General features: G+C 74.6%; 18 protein-coding genes and 1 tRNA gene. 12 read left to right on the forward strand and 7 right to left on the reverse strand.

Annotation, left to right across the window (positions count from 1 at the left end; genetic code table 11):
- The first annotated feature begins 13 nt into the window (after positions 1-13).
- The gene (locus amrb99_RS39780; protein ID WP_241756372.1) at positions 14-1,372 is read left to right on the forward strand and encodes a lactate utilization protein B; all 1,359 of its coding nucleotides are present in this window, start codon (positions 14-16) and stop codon (positions 1,370-1,372) included.
- Positions 1,369-2,010: an LUD domain-containing protein gene (locus amrb99_RS39785; RefSeq protein WP_190866279.1), complete on the forward strand. Its 642-nt coding sequence runs from the start codon at positions 1,369-1,371 to the stop codon at positions 2,008-2,010. The genes amrb99_RS39780 and amrb99_RS39785 overlap by 4 nt, the downstream gene beginning before the upstream one ends.
- A 35-nt stretch (positions 2,011-2,045) precedes the next feature.
- Here amrb99_RS39785 and amrb99_RS39790 read toward each other — a convergent pair whose 3' ends face one another.
- The 3 genes from amrb99_RS39790 to amrb99_RS39800 all read right to left on the reverse strand — a co-directional run bounded on the left by amrb99_RS39790 (position 2,046) and on the right by amrb99_RS39800 (position 3,837).
- Positions 2,046-2,618, reverse strand: coding sequence for a TetR/AcrR family transcriptional regulator C-terminal domain-containing protein (locus tag amrb99_RS39790; RefSeq protein ID WP_190866281.1), 573 nt, complete (start codon positions 2,616-2,618; stop codon positions 2,046-2,048).
- A 349-nt stretch (positions 2,619-2,967) separates the two neighbouring features.
- Positions 2,968-3,062: transfer RNA gene (locus amrb99_RS39795), tRNA-OTHER, on the reverse strand.
- A gap of 43 nt (positions 3,063-3,105) precedes the next feature.
- Positions 3,106-3,837 carry a hypothetical protein gene (locus amrb99_RS39800; RefSeq protein ID WP_190866283.1) on the reverse strand — a complete coding sequence of 244 codons (732 nt, stop codon included), beginning with the start codon at positions 3,835-3,837 and terminating at the stop codon, positions 3,106-3,108.
- A gap of 208 nt (positions 3,838-4,045) precedes the next feature.
- Between amrb99_RS39800 and amrb99_RS39805 the strand changes: the two genes are divergently transcribed.
- Together amrb99_RS39805 and amrb99_RS39810 are read left to right on the forward strand one after the other, a co-directional pair.
- On the forward strand, positions 4,046-4,462 hold the full coding sequence (locus amrb99_RS39805) for a plectin (RefSeq protein WP_190866286.1): 417 nt from the start codon (positions 4,046-4,048) through the stop codon (positions 4,460-4,462).
- 232 nt (positions 4,463-4,694) lie between these two features.
- On the forward strand, positions 4,695-5,423 hold the full coding sequence (locus amrb99_RS39810; RefSeq protein ID WP_190866288.1) for a maleylpyruvate isomerase N-terminal domain-containing protein: 729 nt from the start codon (positions 4,695-4,697) through the stop codon (positions 5,421-5,423).
- Here the strand turns inward: amrb99_RS39810 and amrb99_RS39815 are convergent.
- A complete protein-coding gene (locus tag amrb99_RS39815; protein WP_190866290.1) occupies positions 5,371-6,744 on the reverse strand; it encodes a nitrate/nitrite transporter in 1,374 nt (457 codons plus the stop codon). The genes amrb99_RS39810 and amrb99_RS39815 overlap by 53 nt on opposite strands.
- A 199-nt stretch (positions 6,745-6,943) precedes the next feature.
- Between amrb99_RS39815 and amrb99_RS39820 the strand changes: the two genes are divergently transcribed.
- Positions 6,944-7,192 carry a hypothetical protein gene (locus amrb99_RS39820; RefSeq protein WP_190866292.1) on the forward strand — a complete coding sequence of 83 codons (249 nt, stop codon included), beginning with the start codon at positions 6,944-6,946 and terminating at the stop codon, positions 7,190-7,192.
- Positions 7,193-7,255: 63 nt separating this feature from the next.
- Here the strand turns inward: amrb99_RS39820 and amrb99_RS39825 are convergent, their stop codons facing one another.
- Positions 7,256-7,759, reverse strand: a complete 504-nt coding sequence (locus tag amrb99_RS39825; protein WP_190866295.1) for an NUDIX hydrolase — start codon at positions 7,757-7,759, stop codon at positions 7,256-7,258.
- A 302-nt stretch (positions 7,760-8,061) separates the two neighbouring features.
- Between amrb99_RS39825 and amrb99_RS39830 the strand changes: the two genes are divergently transcribed.
- From amrb99_RS39830 to amrb99_RS39845, 4 genes are all read left to right on the forward strand, one after another.
- On the forward strand, positions 8,062-10,137 hold the full coding sequence (locus amrb99_RS39830; RefSeq protein WP_190866296.1) for a molybdopterin-dependent oxidoreductase: 2,076 nt from the start codon (positions 8,062-8,064) through the stop codon (positions 10,135-10,137).
- A 198-nt stretch (positions 10,138-10,335) separates the two neighbouring features.
- Complete coding sequence (nirD, locus tag amrb99_RS39835; RefSeq protein WP_190866298.1) at positions 10,336-10,731, forward strand: nitrite reductase small subunit NirD; 396 nt, start codon at positions 10,336-10,338, stop codon at positions 10,729-10,731.
- On the forward strand, positions 10,715-11,905 hold the full coding sequence (locus amrb99_RS39840) for a uroporphyrinogen-III synthase (protein ID WP_190866300.1): 1,191 nt from the start codon (positions 10,715-10,717) through the stop codon (positions 11,903-11,905). The genes nirD and amrb99_RS39840 overlap by 17 nt, the downstream gene beginning before the upstream one ends.
- Entirely contained in the window at positions 11,898-12,653 is a 756-nt protein-coding gene (locus tag amrb99_RS39845) for a CbiX/SirB N-terminal domain-containing protein (protein ID WP_347257051.1), read from the forward strand. The genes amrb99_RS39840 and amrb99_RS39845 overlap by 8 nt, the downstream gene beginning before the upstream one ends.
- Here the strand turns inward: amrb99_RS39845 and amrb99_RS39850 are convergent.
- Positions 12,647-13,255: a MarR family transcriptional regulator gene (locus amrb99_RS39850; RefSeq protein WP_206700283.1), complete on the reverse strand. Its 609-nt coding sequence runs from the start codon at positions 13,253-13,255 to the stop codon at positions 12,647-12,649. The genes amrb99_RS39845 and amrb99_RS39850 overlap by 7 nt on opposite strands.
- Before the next feature lie 116 nt (positions 13,256-13,371).
- Here amrb99_RS39850 and amrb99_RS39855 point away from each other — a divergent pair, with 116 nt between their 5' ends.
- The 3 genes from amrb99_RS39855 to amrb99_RS39865 all read left to right on the forward strand — a co-directional run bounded on the left by amrb99_RS39855 (position 13,372) and on the right by amrb99_RS39865 (position 16,580).
- Positions 13,372-14,355 (forward strand): ATP-binding cassette domain-containing protein, encoded by a 984-nt coding sequence (locus amrb99_RS39855; protein WP_190866302.1) that lies wholly within the window; start codon positions 13,372-13,374, stop codon positions 14,353-14,355.
- 1 nt (position 14,356) lies between these two features.
- Positions 14,357-15,259 carry an ABC transporter permease gene (locus amrb99_RS39860; protein WP_190866304.1) on the forward strand — a complete coding sequence of 301 codons (903 nt, stop codon included), beginning with the start codon at positions 14,357-14,359 and terminating at the stop codon, positions 15,257-15,259.
- Between the two features lie 115 nt (positions 15,260-15,374).
- A complete protein-coding gene (locus tag amrb99_RS39865) occupies positions 15,375-16,580 on the forward strand; it encodes an esterase-like activity of phytase family protein (RefSeq protein ID WP_241756369.1) in 1,206 nt (401 codons plus the stop codon).
- An 84-nt stretch (positions 16,581-16,664) separates the two neighbouring features.
- On the opposite strand, the gene amrb99_RS39870 is transcribed toward amrb99_RS39865, so the two are convergent.
- Positions 16,665-18,047: an RNA polymerase sigma factor gene (locus amrb99_RS39870; RefSeq protein WP_190866307.1), complete on the reverse strand. Its 1,383-nt coding sequence runs from the start codon at positions 18,045-18,047 to the stop codon at positions 16,665-16,667.
- Positions 18,048-18,172 lie beyond the last annotated feature (125 nt).

The following is an 18,172-nucleotide window of genomic DNA, read 5'->3' on the forward strand; positions in this document are numbered from 1 at the left end:
GGCCGACACCGCCCTGCGCCGCGGCCTGCGCGGCGCCGCCGCGGCGGTCCGGGAGCGGCGCTCGGCGGACCCCGGGCCCGCCGACTGGGAGGACCTGCGCGAGGCGGGCCGGGCCGTCAAGGACGCGACGCTGCTCGCGCTCGACGCGCATCTGGAGGAGCTCGAGCGGGCCGTCACCGAGGCGGGCGGCCGCGTGCACTGGGCGGCCGACGCGGCCGAGGCGCGCCGGATCGTCACCGGCCTGGTGCGGGCCGCCGGGGCGTCCGAGGTCGTCAAGTCGACGTCGGCGGTCACCCGGGAGATCGGGCTGAACGGGGCGCTGGCCCGCGCGGGCGTCACGGTCCGGGAGACCGGGTTCGCCGAGCTGGTCGCCCGGCTCGGCGAGGACGACCCGGCGGGGCCGGCGTCCGCGGCGCCCTACAGCGACCGCGCCCGGATCCGCGAGCTGTTCGTCCGGCGGCTCCCCGGCGCCGCCGGGGGTCTGTCCGACGATCCCGCCGCGCTCGCCGAGGCGGCGCGGCTGCATCTGCGCGAGCGGTTCCTCGGCGCGCGCGTCGCGGTCACCGGCGCGAACTTCCTGGTGGCGGAGACCGGCACGGTCGTGCTGCTGGAGTCGGAGGGCAACGGCCGGATGTGCCTGACGCTGCCGGACACGCTGATCTCCGTCGCCGGCATCGAGAAGGTGGTCCCGACCTGGGCCGACCTGGAGGTGCTGCTCCAGCTGCTGCCGCGCTCGTCGTCCGGTGCGCCGATGACGCCGTACGTGTCGTCGTGGACGGGCGTCACCCCCGGCGACGGGCCCCGCGAGTTCCATCTCGTGCTGCTCGACAACGGCCGCACGAAGGCCCTCGCCGACGAGGTCGGGCGCGCCGCGCTGCGCTGCATCGGCTGCTCGGCCTGCCTGAACGTCTGCCCCGTCTACGAGCGGACCGGGCCGGCCCCGTACGGGCCGGTCCGCGCCGGGCCGATCGGCGCGATCCTCACCCCGCAGCTGCGCGGGGTGGAGCGGGCCGCCGAGGCGTCGCTGCCGTTCGCCTCGACGCTCTGCGGCGCCTGCGCGGACGTCTGCCCGGTGAAGATCGACATCCCGGAGGTGCTGGTCCACCTGCGCGGGCGGGTGGTCGAGTCGCGCCGCCACCGGCCCGTCCCGACGCCGGAGCTGGTGCTGATGCGGGGCCTGGCCTGGACGATGGCCGAGCCGCGCCGGTACGAGGCGGCGCTGCGCCGCGGCACCCGCTGGGCGCGGCTGATGTCGCGCGGCGGCCGGATCCGCCGGCTGCCCGGCCTGCTCGGCAAGTGGACCGAGGCCCGCGACCTGCCCGCGCCGCCGCCGGAGACCTTCCGCGCGTGGTGGGCGAGGAGGCGCGGGTGAGCTCCCGGGACGAGGTGCTGCGGCGGGTGCGGGACGCGCTCGGCGGGGCGCGCGGCGCGCCCCCGCCGGTGCCGCGCGGGTACGCGCGCCGGCTGTCCGCCGCGGAGGCGGCGACCGGCGCGGACGTGCCGGCGCTGTTCGGCGAGCGGCTCGCGGAGAACCGGGCGGCGGTGCGGCACGTCGGCGCGGACGAGCTGGCCACCGCGGTCGCCGCCGCGCTGTGGGGACGCGAGGCCAAGCAGATCGTCGTCCCGGCGGACCTGCCGTTCGGCTGGCTCGCGGAGCTGGACGGGGTGCGCGCGATGGCGGACCGGCCGGCGATCGACGTGGACGCCCTCGCCGCCGCGGACGGCGTCGTCACCGGGTGCGCCGTCGCGATCGCCCGGACCGGCACCGTCGTGCTGGACGGCGGCCCGACGCAGGGCCGCCGCGCCCTCACCCTGCTGCCCGCCTACCACCTGTGCGTCGTGCAGGCCGAGCAGATCGTGGGGACGGTCCCGGAGGCGGTCGAGCGGCTCGACCCGGCCCGCCCGCTCACCTGGATCAGCGGCCCGTCGGCCGCGTACGCCGCGGACATGGCGGGCGCGGAGGGCATGCACGGCCCCCGGCACCTCGAGGTGCTGGTCGTCGAGGACTGAGCCCCGCACGCTGCACGGCTCCGCCGCACGGGCGGCTACCCGGCGCCGGCGAGGACGAGGTCGAGGCCGGCGGCGAAGCGGGCGTCCCAGTCGACGGCGCGGTCGGCGCCGTCCTCCGCCGTCCCGCGGACCTCCAGGGCGGCGTGCCCGATGACGTAGCCCAGCAGTGTGTGCGCGGCGACCGCGGCGGAGTCCTCGCGCACGCCACCCTGCCGCATCACCTCCCGCAGGGACGCGACGGTCGCGGCGAGCGCGGCCGGGTTGCGGCGGGTGACGACGAGCGGGAGCACGCCCGCGTGGGCGAGGAGCCGGGAGCGGTAGTCGCCGGCCCAGGCGCGCAGGACGCCCCGCCAGGACGCGGCGTCCGCGGCCCCGGTGTCGGCGGGGGCGGCGGCGACGTGCGCGACGAGGCCGTCGAGGAGCTGCTCCTTGCCGCGGGGGAGGTGGTGGTAGATCGCCATGGCCTCGACGTCGAGGGCGTCGCCGAGGCGGCGCATGGTGAGGCGGCCGAGTCCCTGGCCGTCGACGATCTGCAGGGCCGCCTCGGTGATCCGCTCGATCGACAGCGGCGCGCGGTTCTGGGCGTTGATGCTGGGCTGCCTGACCATGGGGGCAAGCGTACGGGGGGCCGCCGACATGATCGGGGACGCGGGCGCGCCGTGCCGTGCCGGCGGCGGGCGCCGGACGGCGGCGGGCCCCGGGACTTGCCCGAGTCCCGGGGCCCTTGGTGGTTCCGCCCTGATGCGCGCACCGGCGCGTTTCCGGGGGACGGTCAGGTTCAGTTCGCCGTGTTCTCCCTTTGAACCACCGCCGCACGAGAGCGGCGGACCAGATTCGAACTGGCACCTCGGCGACCTTCGCCGTCCCCCGCCCGCCGGTGACGGGCGGAGATGCTGAGACTGGAGCGAGAGCCTGAGATTCATGGGCCGCTCTGCCGCTGAGCTACCGGGGCCCGAGTGCTCCGGGGAGGATTCGAACCTCCGCTGACGCCACGTGATCAAGCTGAACTTCATTCTCAGCTTCGGGCTTGCGCCCGACCCCCGCGCTCCAGCGGGGGAGTCTTCAAGTTGTGCGGCCCGCGCCGGCGCGGGCGGTTCAGGCGAAAAGGTAGCCGAAGACGGCCTCGCCCACCTTACGGTCGGTCACCTCCGCGCCGTTGGCCTCCTCGCGGGCGAACTTGACCGCCGCCTGCAGCTTGGCGACGCGCTCGCGCAGCTCGTTCACCCGGCGCGCGGGCAGGGCGCCGGAGAACGCGGTCCTGGTCCAGGTGCCGACGATGACGTCCTCGGTGTAGGTCTCCACCTGGGCGGGGTGCTCGGTGGTCGCCTCGTACAGGACGTGCGCGCGCGGGATCTTCTTGGTGCGGGTCGTCCTGACCGGCTCGGTCCGCCACACGTCGGCGGACTCGTCGAACGTCCACGACTCGGCGGCGTCGAGCACCGGGAGCCGGTCGACGAGGGCGGCCAGCTCGGTGAGCTGCTTCTCCAGGAACAGCAGGTGCGCCACCGGGACCTGCTCCAGGACGGTCCGGCCGTCGACGGTGACGTCGGCGCGGGCGTCGCAGTTGGCCCAGTCCTTGGTGGCGCTGATGTCGAAGAGCCGGGTGAGCGCCGCCGCGACCTCCTTGAGCGTCCCCTCCGCCTTCACCTGCACGCGGGTGGACTCGGGCGGCAGCGACTCGCCCTCGTCGTCGAGCGGCTGGTAGGTGCGGGAGATGCCGGACAGCAGCGCGGTCTTCTGCAGCCGCTGGCCGATCTCGGCGATCTCGCGCTGCGCGCGGCTCTTCGCGCCCTTCTCGACCGCGATGATCTGGTTGAGCTTCGCCATGGTCCCTCGCCTCCCCGTGTTTCCGGCGGAAACGGTACTGATCCCGGATCTTCCTCGCATCCCGATTTCGGGTCGGCGGGGCGTCGCCCAGCGTTACCTTACTGCGTAAAGGCGCCGAGTTCGGTGTCCGGCGTCACACCCGGCGGGCGGCGCGCGTACGCTGGCCTCGATCGGACGATGAAGATCGTGAGCTTGAGGGAGTATCGCCATGCCGCTGATCCGCAGGGTGGACAAGGACGTCGCGGAGCAGTACGAGGCCGACGAGCGGCTGGCCGCCGAGTACGAGGCGCGCCTCGCGGCCGCGCGCGAGGCCGAGCGCGCGCTGCGGGACGCCCAGGGCGCGGACGTGCCCGGGCCGGAGCTGCACGAGCTGACCATCGCTTTCGACCAGACCATGACCGAGGTGCTCGCCGCGGCGGAGGCGGCCGAGCGGATCGCGATGGGCCCGAAGACCTACGTGTCCGACGCGCAGGACGCCAAGGCCCGCCGCGCCGCGGAGATCGAGCGCCGCAAGGCCAAGGCGCGCCCGTCCGTGCGGCCGTGGACCGACGAGGTCGACCGGCTGCGCACCGCGCGGGAGGCGCACCGGCTGAGCTTCCGGACGCGTCCCGCCGCGGCCGTCTGAGCGGCCGCGCAGGGGCGCCGCCGCCCGAGCCGGGGGGCCGTGGCGGCGGCCCGTGCCCACGTGGGACCACGTGGGACGACACAGCACCACCGAGTGGCACCGGCCACCGAACTCTGAGAGTCTGCCCTCTCGGGGAACGCCGGGGCGGCCCGTACCGCCCGCCGCGCGCGGCGGGCGCGGGACGCGCTCCGGCGGGGAGGGCGCCGGTGCCCTGGACGCGGGGGGAAGTCACGTGGAGCGCACGCCGCCGGATCGGTGCCGCGTACTCGAGTCCTACCAGGACGGTACGCGGGCGATCCGTGAGCTGGCGTCGGCGGTCGAGGACTGGGACGTGCCGACGCCGTGCGCCGACTGGCAGCTGATCGACCTGGCCGGGCACCTGCGGTGCGTGGCGGAGAACTTCCTGGAGTACCTGCAGGACGCGCCGGACAGCCGGCTGGCCAAGCTGTTCGCGCAGGACGCGGCGTCGGCGGTGCTGATCCGCCAGCAGGCGCGGCAGAACGCGGCCGAGCTGGCGGTGCTGCCGCCCGAGCCGGGCCCGGAGCGGATCACGGCGTTCTCGGTGTCGGCCGGCGCCTACGCCGACCTGATGCCGGACATGTGGGACCGCACCCACCTGATCTACCGGGGCACCAAGTACACCGTGGGCGACCACGCGGGCGCCGCGTGCGTGGAGTGGCACCTGCACGCCTGGGACATGGCCCGCGCGATCGGCGCGGACTACCGGCCGCGCGACCCCGACGTGCTGGTGTCGGCGTGGCACTGGGGGGTGCCGCACCTGCCCCTGGAGTCCGGGGACGCGTGGGAGTCGGTGCTGCGGTCGTCGGGCCGCGCGCCGAACTGGCCGGACCCCGGGGAGGGGCCCGGCCGGTCGCGGGGCGGGCGGCAGCGCAACGCGCGGCAGGGCGTCAGACGCCCGCCGGCCTCCTCGGGTGGGTCCGCAGGTAGACCGCCCAGGTGAGCAGGCAGCAGACGGCGTAGTAGGCGATGAACGCGAGGTACGCGCCGTCCCCGGTCCCGGACGTCAGGAACGACTGCCGGAAGGCGATGTTGACCAGCACGCCGCCGAACGCGCCGATCGCGCCGGCGATGCCGATGAGCGCGCCGGCGAGCCGCCGGGCCTCGTGCTCGGCGGCCACCGGGTCGCCGCCGTTCGCGACGCCGAGCTGCGCCTTCGCCCGGAAGATCGCCGGGATCATCTTGTAGGTGGAGCCGTTGCCGAGGCCGCTGAACGCGAACAGCAGGATGAACCCGGTGACGAACAGCGCGAGCGACTTCTCCCGCGAGGCGGTGAGGACGATCCCCGCCGAGACCGCCATCGCGACGAAGTTCCAGAACGTGACCCTCGCGCCGCCCGTCCGGTCGGCGAGCCATCCGCCGACGGGCCGGATCAGGGAGCCGAGCAGGGGCCCGAGGAAGGTCAGGTAGGCGGCCTTGATCGGGGTGTCGAAGTCGGCCTTGAACTGGACCTGCAGCACCTGCCCGAAGGCGAACCCGAACCCGATGAACGACCCGAACGTGCCGATGTAGAGCAGCGACATGATCCAGGTGTGGCCGTCCCCGCAGACGTCGCGCATCGCCCGCTTCTCGTTGCGGACCTGCGACAGGTTGTCCATGAACAGCGCCGCGCCGAGCGCGGCGAGCACGATGAACGGGATGTAGATGCCGGCGACGAGGCCCGGGTGGCCCTTGCCGGCGGTGGCGAGCACGGCCAGGCCGACGAGCTGGACGACGGCGACGCCGACGTTGCCGCCGCCGGCGTTGATGCCGAGGGCCCAGCCCTTGAGCCGCTGCGGGTAGAAGGCGTTGATGTTGGCCATCGAGGAGGCGAAGTTGCCGCCGCCGACGCCCGCGACCGCCGCGAGGACCAGCAGGGTGGAGTACGAGACGCCGGGCTTGATGAGGAACGCGGCGAGCACCGCGGGGACCAGCAGCAGCGAGGCGCTGACGATGGTCCAGTTGCGGCCGCCGAACCGGGCGACGGCGAAGGTGTAGGGGATCCGCAGCGCGGCCCCGATGGCCGCCGGGACGGTGGTGAGCATGAACTTGCCGGCCGGGTCGATGCCGTAGGCAGGGCCGAGGAACAGCACGAGCACCGACCACAGCGTCCAGACCGAGAACCCGATGTGCTCGGAGAAGATCGAGAACGCGAGGTTGCGGCGGGCGGTGCGGGCCCCGGTCGCGGCCCAGAACTCCGGCTCCTCGGGCCGCCAGTCCTCGATCCAGCGGCCTTTCAGCGAGGGGCGGCGCGTGCGCGGCGCCGCTTCGGTCGTGACGGTCATCGGGTGTCTCCTTGGGGTCGCTGACGCGGCACGACGCTAGGAACCGGCCGTTTCGTGCTTGTGTGGCCCGCAATGCGGCGGTGATAACTCCACTGCACAGCGTGCGCGCGCGAGGTGTGAGACCGGCCGGGGGCGCGTGGCCGCCGCCCCGCCGGGGTAGACCGTGATCGCGGCGCGGCGGGGGAGGGAGACAGGACCGATGGCGACCTGCGAGGTCTGCGGGAACGACTACGCGATGTCGTTCGAGGTGCACGCGCAGGGGGACGTGCACACCTTCGACTCGTTCGAGTGCGCGATCACCCGGATGGCGCCGATCTGCGAGCACTGCGAATGCCGGATCCTCGGGCACGGTGTCGAGGTGGGCGGGCGGTTCTACTGCGGTGCCCACTGCGCGCGCGCCGCCGAGCCGGAGCGCGCGCGGCTCATCCAGGACGCCGCGCCGGTGTAGGCGCGGCGCCGAGGCGCCGGGCCGGGCCGGCGCCTCGCCGCGGGCGGTGGCGCGGCCGCCCGCTCAGCCGGCGGTCCGCCCCGCGCCGCCGAACGCGGGCTCGCGGCCGTCCTCCAGGTAGACGGGGCGGCCGTCGGCGAGGGCGCGCAGGCTGGGCTCCATCCGGCGCGAGACGTGCGCGGGCGACAGCTCGGGGATCTTCTCCGGCGCGACCAGGACGTGGTCGGACAGCTCGTCGGGCGGCAGCCGGATCGCGGCGAGCTCGGCGTCGCTGATGGCGCCGCCGAAGACGAACACGTTGACCGAGTCGACGCCGTCGTCGCGCGGGGAGCCCCAGTCGACGCAGACGAGGCCGTCCAGGCGGGGGACGAGGCCGAGCTCCTCGCGGCATTCGCGCACGCACGCGGCGAGCGGGGACTCGTCGGTCTCGATGACCCCGCCGGGCAGGAACCAGCCCTCGCTGTAGGTGGGCTTGACCAGCAGGACCCGCCCGAGGCCGTCCAGGAGCAGTGCCGCCGCGGCGCCGCGGGAGCGCGGCAGCGAGGCGTAGTAAGCAAGGTCGGGCATGTACCGAGATTAGGCCGGACGACCGTCTTATGATCCTCGCCGCGGCGGGCCCGGCACCGCATCTTCCGCGAGATCGCCGGGCCGCCGCGAATCCGGTTCGGCAACCGGCCGGACGGCGACGAATGGACCCTGACAATCGCCGACAACGCTTGACACGCGATCGTCAACCATTGCCGGACCGTTCCGCCGGTGCCGCCGGAACGGGCGGCTGACCTTGCCGGACGCGCGGGCGTGAACCGCATTTAACGCGCGGGTCACACGTGGGACGCGGCGGCGAAACGGCATCGCCGGAGCCTTCCGGCATGACCGGGACTCCCACGCACTGCCCGTACTGCGCCCTGCAATGCGGGATGACCCTGGACGGCGGCGCGGCCGCGGGCGCGCCGGTGCGGGTGGCGCCGCGCGACGACGTCCCCGCGAACCGCGGCGGGCTCTGCCAGAAGGGCTGGACCGCCGCGGAGCTGCTGACCGTCCCGGACAGGCTGACCGTCCCGATGATGCGCCGCACCCGCGACGCGCCGCTGGAGCCGTGCACCTGGGACGAGGCGCTGGACCGGATCGTCTCCGGGATCGGGCGGCTGGCCGCCGAGCACGGGCCGGACGCCGTCGCGGTGTTCGGCGGCGGCGGGCTCACCAACGAGAAGGCGTACCAGCTCGGCAAGTTCGCCCGGGTCGCGCTGCGCACCTCGCAGATCGACTACAACGGGCGGTTCTGCATGTCGTCGGCGGCCGCGGCGTCCGGCCGGGCGTTCGGGATGGACCGCGGGCTGCCCGGCCCCGTCACCGACCTGGCCGCGTCCGGCGCGGTGCTCCTCGCGGGCGGCAACCCGGCCGAGACGATGCCGCCGTTCATGCGCCACCTGGCCGACATGCGCGACGGCGGTGGTGCGCTCATCGTCGTGGACCCGCGCCGCACCGCGACGGCGCGGCAGGCCGACCTGCACCTGCAGCCCGCGGCCGGCACCGACATCGCGCTCGCCAACGGCCTGCTGCATCTGGCGATCGCCGAGGGCCTCGCCGACGAGGACTACGTGGCGGCGCGGACGAGCGGGTTCGACGCCGTCCGGACGGTCGCGAACGCGTACTGGCCGGACCGGGTGGAGCGCATCACCGGCGTCCCGCTCCCGAAGATGCGCGAGGCCGTCCGGCTGCTGGCGGGCGCGGACCGCGCCCACGTGCTGACCGCTCGGGGCGCCGAGCAGCACGCGCGCGGCACCGACATGGTCAGCGCCTTCATCAACCTGGCCCTGGTGCTCGGGCTGCCGGGCCGTCCCGGCTCCGGCTACGGCTGCCTGACCGGGCAGGGCAACGGGCAGGGAGGCCGCGAGCACGGGCAGAAGGCCGACCAGCTGCCCGGCTACCGGAAGATCGACGACCCGGCGGCGCGCGCGCACGTCGCGGCGGTGTGGGGCGTCGACCCGGACGCGCTGCCGGGGCCGGGCCGGTCGGCGTACGAGCTGCTGTCGGCGCTCGGCACGCCGGACGGCCCCAGGGCGCTGCTGCTGTTCGGGTCGAACCCGGTGGTGTCGGCGCCGCGCGCCGCGTCCGTCGAGGAGCGGCTCGGTGCCCTGGACCTGCTGGTGGTCGCCGACTTCGTGCCGTCGGAGACCGCGCGGCTCGCCGACGTGGTGCTTCCGACGGCGCAGTGGGCGGAGGAGTCCGGCACGATGACGAACCTGGAGGGGCGGGTGCTGCGGCGGCGGCGGGCGGTCCGCGCGCCCGGCGGCGTCCGCACCGACCTGGAGATCATCGCCGAGCTGGCCGGGCGGCTCGGCGCGCCGGGGGAGTGGAGCACCGACCCCGAGCGGGTGTTCGGCGAGCTGCGCCGCGCGAGCGCCGGCGGCGCCGCCGACTACTCCGGCATCACCTACGAGCGGATCGAGGCCGAGGGCGGGGTGTTCTGGCCCTGCCCGGCCGAGGACCACCCCGGAACGCCGCGTCCCTACCTGGACCGCTTCCCGACGCCGGACGGGCGGGCCCGGTTCTTCCCGGTCGAGCACCACGGGCCGGCCGAGGACGTCGACGCCGAGTACCCGCTGTACCTGACGACCGGGCGCGTCCTGGCGCAGTACCAGTCGGGCGCGCAGACCCGCCGGGTCCCGGCGCTGGCGGACGCGGCGCCGGGCCCGTTCGTGGAGCTGCATCCCGACCTCGCCGAGCGGCTCGGCGTCGAGGACGGCCAGGACGTGAAGGTGGAGAGCCGCCGGGGCGCGGCGATCGCCGAGGCGCGCGTCACGGACGCGATCCGCCGCGACACGGTCTTCATGCCGTTCCACTGGGCGGGGGAGGGGCGCGCGAACCTGCTCACCGGCACGGCCCTCGACCCCGTCTCGCGGATGCCCGAGTTCAAGGTGTGCGCCGTCCGGATCTCGGCGTGAGCGCCTTTTAACACGGCGGTGACAAAGGAGACCCAACCGTGAAACGGCCTCTGCGGAGACTCGGTTCATGAACATCGGGGACGGACCGGCACGACCGGCCACCGAGCGAACCTTACAACGTCAAGGCGCCGGGCCGGCGACGTTCGCCGTAGCGCCCGCACTGTTCCCGCACGCGACTCGCCTGGAGGTTGCCGGCCGATGAGCATCACATCCGAAGCGACGATCACGAGGCGTCCCGCCGAAGCCGCGGCCCGCTGGTTCGACATCTGCTCCTACGCCGACCTGATCCCCGAGCGCGGGGCCTGCGCGATGCTGGACGGCACGCAGGTCGCGGTGTTCCGCGCCTTCGACGGGACCCTGTACGCGCTGTCGAACCTCGACCCGTTCAGCGGCGCCTGCGTGCTGTCGCGGGGCATCCTCGGCACGCGCGACGGCGTCCCGACGGTCGCCTCGCCCATGTACAAGCAGGTGTTCGACCTGCGCACCGGGGTCTGCCTGGACGACCCGCGGGTGGCGGTGCCGACGTTCCCGGTCCGCCGCGCGGCCGGCGGCGACCGCGTGGAGGTGGCGCTCACCGATGACCGCCGACAGTGAGCCGCTGGCCGGGTTCGCCGTCGGGGTGACCGCGGCCCGCCGCCACGAGGAGCTCGCGACGCTGCTGGAGCGGCGCGGCGCGCGGGTGGTGCTCGCCCCCGCGATCCGCCTCGTCCCGCTCTCCGACGACGCCGAGCTGCTGGAGGCGACGCGGGCGTGCCTGGCCCGGCCGCTGGACCACGCCGTCGTCACGACCGGGATCGGGTTCCGGGCGTGGCTGGAGACGGCCGACGGGTGGGGGCTGCGCGACGCCCTCATCGCGGCGCTCGGCGACGCCGACATCGTGGCCCGCGGCCCGAAGGCGCGCGGCGCGATCCGCTCGGCCGGGCTGCAGGAGCGCTGGTCCCCTGAGTCGGAGGGCTGCGCGGAGGTCATCGCGCACCTGCTGGAGAAGGACCTGGCGGGCGCCCGGGTGGCGGTCCAGCTCTACGGGGAGCGCCAGCCGGAGCTGACGGAGGCGCTGTACGAGGCGGGCGCCGAGGTGATCGAGATCCCGGTGTACCGGTGGGCGCGCGCCGAAGACGTCACGCCGCTGCGGCGGCTCGTCGGGCAGGCCGTCGCCGGCACGGTGGACGCGATCACCTTCACCAGTGCGCCCGCGGTCGCCGCGACGCTCGCGGTGGCGGCGGAGGACGGCCTGGAGGAGGCGCTGCTGGAGGCGCTGCGCACCCACGTGGTCGCGGCGTGCGTCGGCCCGGTGACGGCGCGGGCGCTGACCGAGCGCGGGGTGCCGGCCGTCCAGCCGGAAAGGGCCAGGCTCGGGGCGCTCGTGCGGGCGCTGGCGTCGGACCTGCCGCGGCGGCGCGCGCGGCTGCTGTCGGTGCGCGGGGCCTCGCTGGAGCTGCGCGGGCACGCCGTCGTGCTGGACGGGCAGCTGCGGCCCATCGCGCCCGCGCCGATGGCGATCCTGCGGGCGCTGGCGCGGCGGCCCGGGCACGTGGTGTCGCGCGCGGAGCTGTGCGGGGTGCTGCCGAGCCGGCTGGTCGTCGGCGGCTCTCCGTGGTCGCGGGACGCGCGGCCGCAGGCCGACGAGCACGCGGTGGAGATGGCGGTGGCGCGGCTCCGGCGGGGCCTCGGCCGCCCCGGGATCGTCGAGACGGTCGTCAAGCGCGGCTACCGGCTGGCGTGCGACCCGCGCCTGGTGGACCGGCTCGCGGCGGGCGCGGGTGGCTGACCCGCTCGCCGCGGCGGGCCGCGCGCCGGTGCTGCTGGCCGTGGCGCACGGCACCCGCGACCCGGCGGGGCCCGTCGCGGTGCGGGAGCTGCTGGCCAGGGTGCGGGCCCTGCGGCCCTCGCTGCGCGTGGCGGAGGCGTACGGGGAGCTGGTCTCCCCGTCGCTGGAGGAGGCCGCCGCCGCGCTGGACGGCCCCGCCGTCGCGGTGCCGCTGCTGCTCGGGCGCGGCTACCACGCGCTGATCGACATCCCCGAACGCGCCGGGCGGCTGCTGCCCGGCGCGGTGACGGCGCGTCCCCTGGGCCCGGACGCGCTGCTCGCCGACGCGCTGGCCGGACGACTGGGCGCGATGCCGTCCGTCCGGCGCGGGAACGGGGGCCCGCCGCGACCGCAGGACATCGTGGTCCTGGGCGCGGCGGGCTCCGCCGACCCCGCCGGCGCCGCGGACGTGCGGGCGGCCGCGCGGCTGCTGGCGCGGCGGCTGCGGCGGCCCGTCCCGTACGGGTTCGTGGCCGCCGGCGGCCCGGCCCTGGACGAGGTGGTCGCACGGCAGCGGCGCCGCGGCGCCGGGCGCGTGGTCGTGGCGTCGTACCTGCTGGCGCCCGGCCGGTTCCTGGACCGGATGCGGGCGTGCGGCGCCGACGCGGTGACCGCGCCGATCGGGGCGCACGACGCGGCCGCACGTCTGGTCCTGCGCCGCTATGACGAGGCGCGGTCGCGCATGGGCGAGCCCGCCGGCGTTCAGTGACGCGCCTGCTGCCGCAGCCGGGCCTCCGCCTCGACCTGCGGGGTGACGACCCGTTCGCGCGGCGCCGTTCCCCGGTAGGAGGCGCCGCCCGCGGGGGCGCCACCCGCGGGGGCCTCGTCTGAGGAGGCTTCGTTCGCGGGGGCCTCGTCCGGTGCCAGGCCGGCGAACCGGTCGTCGTGGTGGGCGAGGACCCGCAGCAGCATCTCCCGGAACAGCCGCCGCTCGTCCGGTGACAGGGGTTCGAACAGGACCTCGTTGAGGCGGCGGCGCGCCTGGAGGCTCTCCTCCAGGAAGCCGTGGCCGACGTCGGTGGCCTCCAGCGCGTAGCGCCGCCGGTCCGCCGGGTCGCGGCGGCGCCGGACGTGGCCGGCCTCCTCCAGCGCGTCGACGATCCCGACCAGGTCGCCTGCGTCCATGCGCAGCCGCTCGGCGACGTCGCGCTGCGACAGCGGCCCGGACCGCGCCACGCACCACAGGACGAGCAGGTGCGGCATCCGCGGCTGGCCGGGGAACATCCGCGCCCCGGCGCGCCGGACGACGCGCACCGTCTCGTACATCAGGTAGGTGGGCGAGTCGTACATCGGGTCGTCCTGGTCCTTCACGTCCCGCTCCTCGAGATCGCTGGAACGTCCTATCTCTCTTGACGTGAGAGATAGGCTACTCCTACCGTTGGAAAGCCCAAAATATGGGCGCATATCTCCATCGGAGGGGAGGCCCCATGCCCGGCGGGGGACCCGCCGTCGAGGTCGACGGCCTGATCAGGAAGTTCGGCGAGGTGGAGGCCGTCCGGGGGATCGGCTTCACCGTGGCCCCCGGGGAGATCTTCGGTTTCCTCGGCCCGAACGGCGCCGGCAAGTCCACCACGATCAACATGCTCTGCACGCTGCTGAAGCCGACCGCCGGCACGGCGCGGGTCGCCGGCTTCGACGTGGTGGCCGAGCGCGACAGCGTCCGCCGCAACATCGGCCTGGTCTTCCAGGACCCGACGCTCGACGGCTACCTGTCCGGCGAGCAGAACCTGCGCTTCCACGCCGAGCTGTACGGCGTGCCGCGCGGCGTGACCGGCGACCGCATCCGCCAGGTGCTGGAGATGGTGGGGCTCTGGGACCGGCGCGCCGACCTCGTGCAGACCTACTCCGGCGGCATGAAGCGCCGCCTGGAGATCGCGCGCGGCCTGCTGCACTCGCCGCGGGTGCTGTTCCTGGACGAGCCGACCGTCGGGCTGGACCCGCAGACCCGCGCGTCGATCTGGGACTACATCCGGCAGCTCAAGGACGCCGAAGAGATCACCATCTTCATGACCACCCACTACATGGACGAGGCCGAGTTCTGCGACCGCATCGCGATCATGGACTCGGGGCGGATCGTCGCGCTGGACACCCCCGAGGCGCTGAAGGCGGGCGTCGGCAAGGACCGGGTCCGCATCCAGACCGCCGACGACGAGGCCGCGATAGTCGCGCTCCGGGAGCGATTCGACCTGGAGGCCGGCATGTCGGAGGGCGCCGTCGCCTTCCCGGTGGCCTCCGGCGAGGCGTTCGTGCCGCGGCTGTTCGCCGAGCTGGGCGTCCCGATCCGGTCGGTGAGCGTGTCCCGGCCGTCGCTGGACGACGTCTTCATGTCCTTCACCGGCTCGACGATCCGCGACGCCGAGGCCGGCTCCACCGACAGGATGCGCGTCATGATGCGTGCGGCGAGGAGATGAGATGACGAGTTCGACGCGGGCGGGCTCGCCCGAGGCGGCGGCGCCGGTCGCGGACGTGGTGCGGGTCCGGGTACCGGAGCCGGGGCTGCGGCAGGACGTGCGCGCGGTGAAGATCGTCCTGCACCGGGAGCTGATCCGGTTCTGGCGCGACAAGCTGCGGATGGTGTCGGGGCTGGTGCAGCCGGTGCTGTGGCTGCTGGTGATGGGCACCGGCCTGTCGAACCTGATGGCCAGCGGCGGCGCGCACGGCGATATCGACCTGAAGACGTTCATCTTCCCGGGCGTGTGCGCGATGTCGGTGATGTTCACCGCGATGTTCTCCGCCGGGTCGATCGTGTGGGACCGCGAGTTCGGGTTCCTGCGCGAGATGCTCGTCGCCCCGGTCAGCCGCAGCTCGATCGTGATCGGCAAGTGCATCGGCGGCGCGCTGGTCGCGACCCTGCAGGGCGCGGTGATCGTCGCGCTGGCCGGGCTCGCCGGGGTCCCCTACGACCCCGTCCTGATCCTGGAGCTGCTGGGGCTGATGTTCCTCGGCGCGTTCGCGCTGACCGGGTTCGGCGTCATGATGGCCGCCCGGATCAAGCAGATGCAGTCGTTCTTCGGCCTCATGCAGATGGCGATGATGCCGATGATGTTCCTGTCCGGCGCGCTGTACCCGCTGAACGGCCTGCCCGCCTGGCTGACCGTGCTCACCCGGTTCAACCCGCTGACCTACGCCGTCGACCCGCTGCGGCAGGCGGTCTTCTCCCACCTGGACCTGACGCCGGCGCTGCGCCGCACCTTCGACCCCGGCGTCACCTGGAACGGGTGGGTCGTCCCGGTCTGGCTGGAGATCCTCATCGTGCTGGCCATGGGCTTCGGGCTGATGGGCGTCGCGATCATCGAGTTCCGCCACGCCGACTGACCGGCGCGCCGCCCGGACACCAACGGAAAACACCGCCGTCACCGTGCGTGATGCACCATACTGAGCCCGGCCACGGAGTGGATTCGGTCGGATGCGAAGGGTGATGGTGGACAGGTTGAACGGGCATCGGACGATGATGCGGGGGACGGCGGCGGCCGCCGCCGTCCTCGCGGCGCTGGCGGTCCCGGCGGTCATGGAGCGCTCCGCGCGGGCGGCGGACCGGACCGGAGCGCCGGCGGACCGCACGGCCGGGGCGGCGGACGGCGCGCACCGGGGGCTGCGGATCACGCGGTTCCTGGGGGAGAGGCGGCTGCCGCACCTGATGAAGTTCCAGGGCACGACGGTCGGCGGCCTGTCGGGCATCGACCGGGACCCGCGCACCGGCGACTGGTACATGATCTCCGACGACCGGTGGCGGTACGACCCGGCCCGCTTCTACACCGGGCGGGTGGACATCGATCCGCGGACGGGCCGGTTCGGCGGCGTGCGGATCAGCGGGGTCAGCACGCTGACCGGCCCGGACGGCGGGCCCTACCCGGGGTTCGGCAAGCCCCGCTCGGTCGACCCCGAGTCGATCCGCTACGACCCGGGCCGCCGCCGGGTGCTGTGGGGCAACGAGGGCGACCGGCCCGACGAGACGCACCGGGTGCCGCTCGCGCCGCTGACCGTCCAGTGGGCGGGCCGCGACGGCCGGTACCGCGGCCTGCTGCCGCTGCCGGCGGACCTGCGGCTCACCACCGGCCACCACGGGCCGCGCCGCAACTTCGGCATGGAGGCGCTGGCGATCGCGCCGCACACCATCGCCGGGATGATCGAGGGGCCGCGCTATGAGGACGGCCCGCTGCCGACGGTGCAGCACGGCGCCGCGACCCGGCTGACGCTGTGGAGCCCGCGCGGGAAGGTGCGGGCGCAGTACGCCTACCAGGTGGACCGGCTGCCCGCCGCGCCGGTCCCGGCGGGCGGCGTCGCCGACAGCGGCGTGTCGGAGATCCTGGCGATCGACGACCACCGCTACCTGGCGCTCGAGCGGTCGTGGCTGCAGGGCGTCGGCTACAAGGTCAAGCTGTACGAGTTCGACGTCCGCGGCGCGACGAACGTCCTCGCGAGGGGGAGCCTCGCGCAGGGCGGGGGGTACCGGCCGGTCCGCAAGCACCTGGTCGCCGATCTCGGCCGGTACGCCTCCCCGACGCAGAACCTGGAGGGGATGGGCTGGGGCCCGGAGCTGAGGTCGGGGGAGCGGACGCTGGTGGTGTGCTCCGACGACAACTTCGACGCCCAGGAGGTCACCGAGTTCCTGGCGTTCGCGGTCCGGGGCCGCTGACCGCCGGACTCGTCCCCCAATGGACGGCGGCGCCCGCGGATCACGGATGATCCGGCGGGCGCCGGTGTCGTGCGGGACGGTGCGTCAGACGGCGAAGTCCAGCAACGGGCGGGCGTTGCTGGGGTGCCGCAGCTTGGACAGCGACTCCTTTTCCAGCTGCCGGATCCGCTCGCGGGTCAGCCCCATCGCCTTGCCGATCTCGTCGAGCGTGCGGGGCGTCCCGTCGTACAGCCCGAACCGCATCGCCATGATCTTGGCCTCGCGGGGCGACAGGATGTCCAGCGTGCGGCGCAGCTGGTCGGCCATCAGCTGGCGGTCGACCAGCTCGGACGCCTCGGGGCTGTCGGTGTCCTCGATGAGGTCGCCGATGCGGGTCTCGCCGTCCTCGCCGATGGTGGAGTCCAGGCTGATCGGCTGGCGGCTGGTGCGCAGCAGCTCGCGGACCTGCTCGGGGCTCTTGTCGAGCTCGACGGCCAGCTCCTCGGGGGTGGGCTCGCGGCCGAGCCGCTGGTGCATGTCGCGCTCGACCCGGCTGAGCTTGCTCAGCATCTCCAGGACGTGCACGGGCAGCCGGATGGTGCGGGCCGAGTCGGCGAAGCCGCGCTGGATCGCCTGGCGGATCCACCACATCGCGTAGGTGGAGAACTTGTAGCCCTTGGAGTAGTCGAACTTCTCCACGGCGCGGATCAGGCCGAGGTTGCCCTCCTGGACGACGTCCAGCAGCGACAGGCCGCGGTCGGAGTACTTCTTGGCGACCGACACCACGAGCCGGAGGTTCGCCTCCAGCATGTGGGCCTTGGCGCGGCGCCCGTCGGCGGCGATCCACTCCAGGTCGGCGCGCATCCGCGGGGCGAGCTTCTCGGTCTCCAGCTTGTGCTCGGCGTACAGGCCGGCCTCGATGCGCTTGGCGAGCTCGACCTCCTGCTCGGCGGTGAGCAGCTGCCGGCGGCCGATGGCCTTGAGGTAGGTGTGCACCGAGTCGCCCATGCCGGTCGACTGGTCGTCCAGGTCCGCGGGGGAGTCGGCGGCCTCGACCTCGGTGACCTCGAAGCCCTCTTCGGGGACGTCGGCGTCGCCGGTACCGGGCCGCGGGGCGTCCTCGGCGGCGGTCTTGGCGGTCTTGCGGGTCCGCCCGCCGGCCGTCTTGCCGCCGGTCGTCTTGGCGGCGCCCTTGCGGGCGGCGGCCTTCTTGGCGCCCGGGGTGGCCTGGGCGGTGTCGCCGCCGTCGTGGTCGGCGGCCGCGGCCAGCTTGCGGACGGTGTCGGGCTCCCCGGCCAGGCTGATCCCGGCCTCCGACAGCTCGCGCAGGATCGAGCGGCCCTGCGCCGGGCTGAGGCCGGCGCTCTCGAAGGCCCCCCTCACCTCGTCGAGCGAGAGGCGCCCTTGGGCGCGGCCGCGCTTCAGGAGGTCGTCGAGTGCGGGGCTCGCCGACTCCGTGAGCGGGGTCTCGATAGCGCTTCGCGGCATGGGGGCACCCCTCTCCCTTCGGTGTGTGGATGCGGCGCGGATTGTCGTTCGCTGCAGGCGCACGCATATACGGGAACGTCGCACGGAGGGCCGGTTGTTCCCGGTCCGGCCGGATGGGCGCTCCC

The sequence above is a fragment of the Actinomadura sp. RB99 genome, from assembly GCF_014706005.1.
Classification (GTDB): domain Bacteria; phylum Actinomycetota; class Actinomycetes; order Streptosporangiales; family Streptosporangiaceae; genus Spirillospora.

What these genes read in the sequence shown, in the direction of transcription:
- amrb99_RS39815 (WP_190866290.1), bottom strand. Translation starts at nt 6,744, where the DNA reads ATGACCGTCACGACCGAAGCGGCGCCGCGCACGCGCCGCCCCTCGCTG.
- amrb99_RS39800 (WP_190866283.1), bottom strand. Translation starts at nt 3,837, where the DNA reads ATGGCGAAGCTCAACCAGATCATCGCGGTCGAGAAGGGCGCGAAGAGC.
- amrb99_RS39825 (WP_190866295.1), bottom strand. Translation starts at nt 7,759, where the DNA reads ATGCCCGACCTTGCTTACTACGCCTCGCTGCCGCGCTCCCGCGGCGCC.
- amrb99_RS39820 (WP_190866292.1), top strand. Translation starts at nt 6,944, where the DNA reads ATGGCGACCTGCGAGGTCTGCGGGAACGACTACGCGATGTCGTTCGAG.
- amrb99_RS39840 (WP_190866300.1), top strand. Translation starts at nt 10,715, where the DNA reads ATGACCGCCGACAGTGAGCCGCTGGCCGGGTTCGCCGTCGGGGTGACC.
- amrb99_RS39830 (WP_190866296.1), top strand. Translation starts at nt 8,062, where the DNA reads ATGACCGGGACTCCCACGCACTGCCCGTACTGCGCCCTGCAATGCGGG.
- amrb99_RS39860 (WP_190866304.1), top strand. Translation starts at nt 14,357, where the DNA reads ATGACGAGTTCGACGCGGGCGGGCTCGCCCGAGGCGGCGGCGCCGGTC.
- nirD (WP_190866298.1), top strand. Translation starts at nt 10,336, where the DNA reads ATGAGCATCACATCCGAAGCGACGATCACGAGGCGTCCCGCCGAAGCC.
- amrb99_RS39870 (WP_190866307.1), bottom strand. Translation starts at nt 18,047, where the DNA reads ATGCCGCGAAGCGCTATCGAGACCCCGCTCACGGAGTCGGCGAGCCCC.
- amrb99_RS39855 (WP_190866302.1), top strand. Translation starts at nt 13,372, where the DNA reads ATGCCCGGCGGGGGACCCGCCGTCGAGGTCGACGGCCTGATCAGGAAG.
- amrb99_RS39790 (WP_190866281.1), bottom strand. Translation starts at nt 2,618, where the DNA reads ATGGTCAGGCAGCCCAGCATCAACGCCCAGAACCGCGCGCCGCTGTCG.
- amrb99_RS39805 (WP_190866286.1), top strand. Translation starts at nt 4,046, where the DNA reads ATGCCGCTGATCCGCAGGGTGGACAAGGACGTCGCGGAGCAGTACGAG.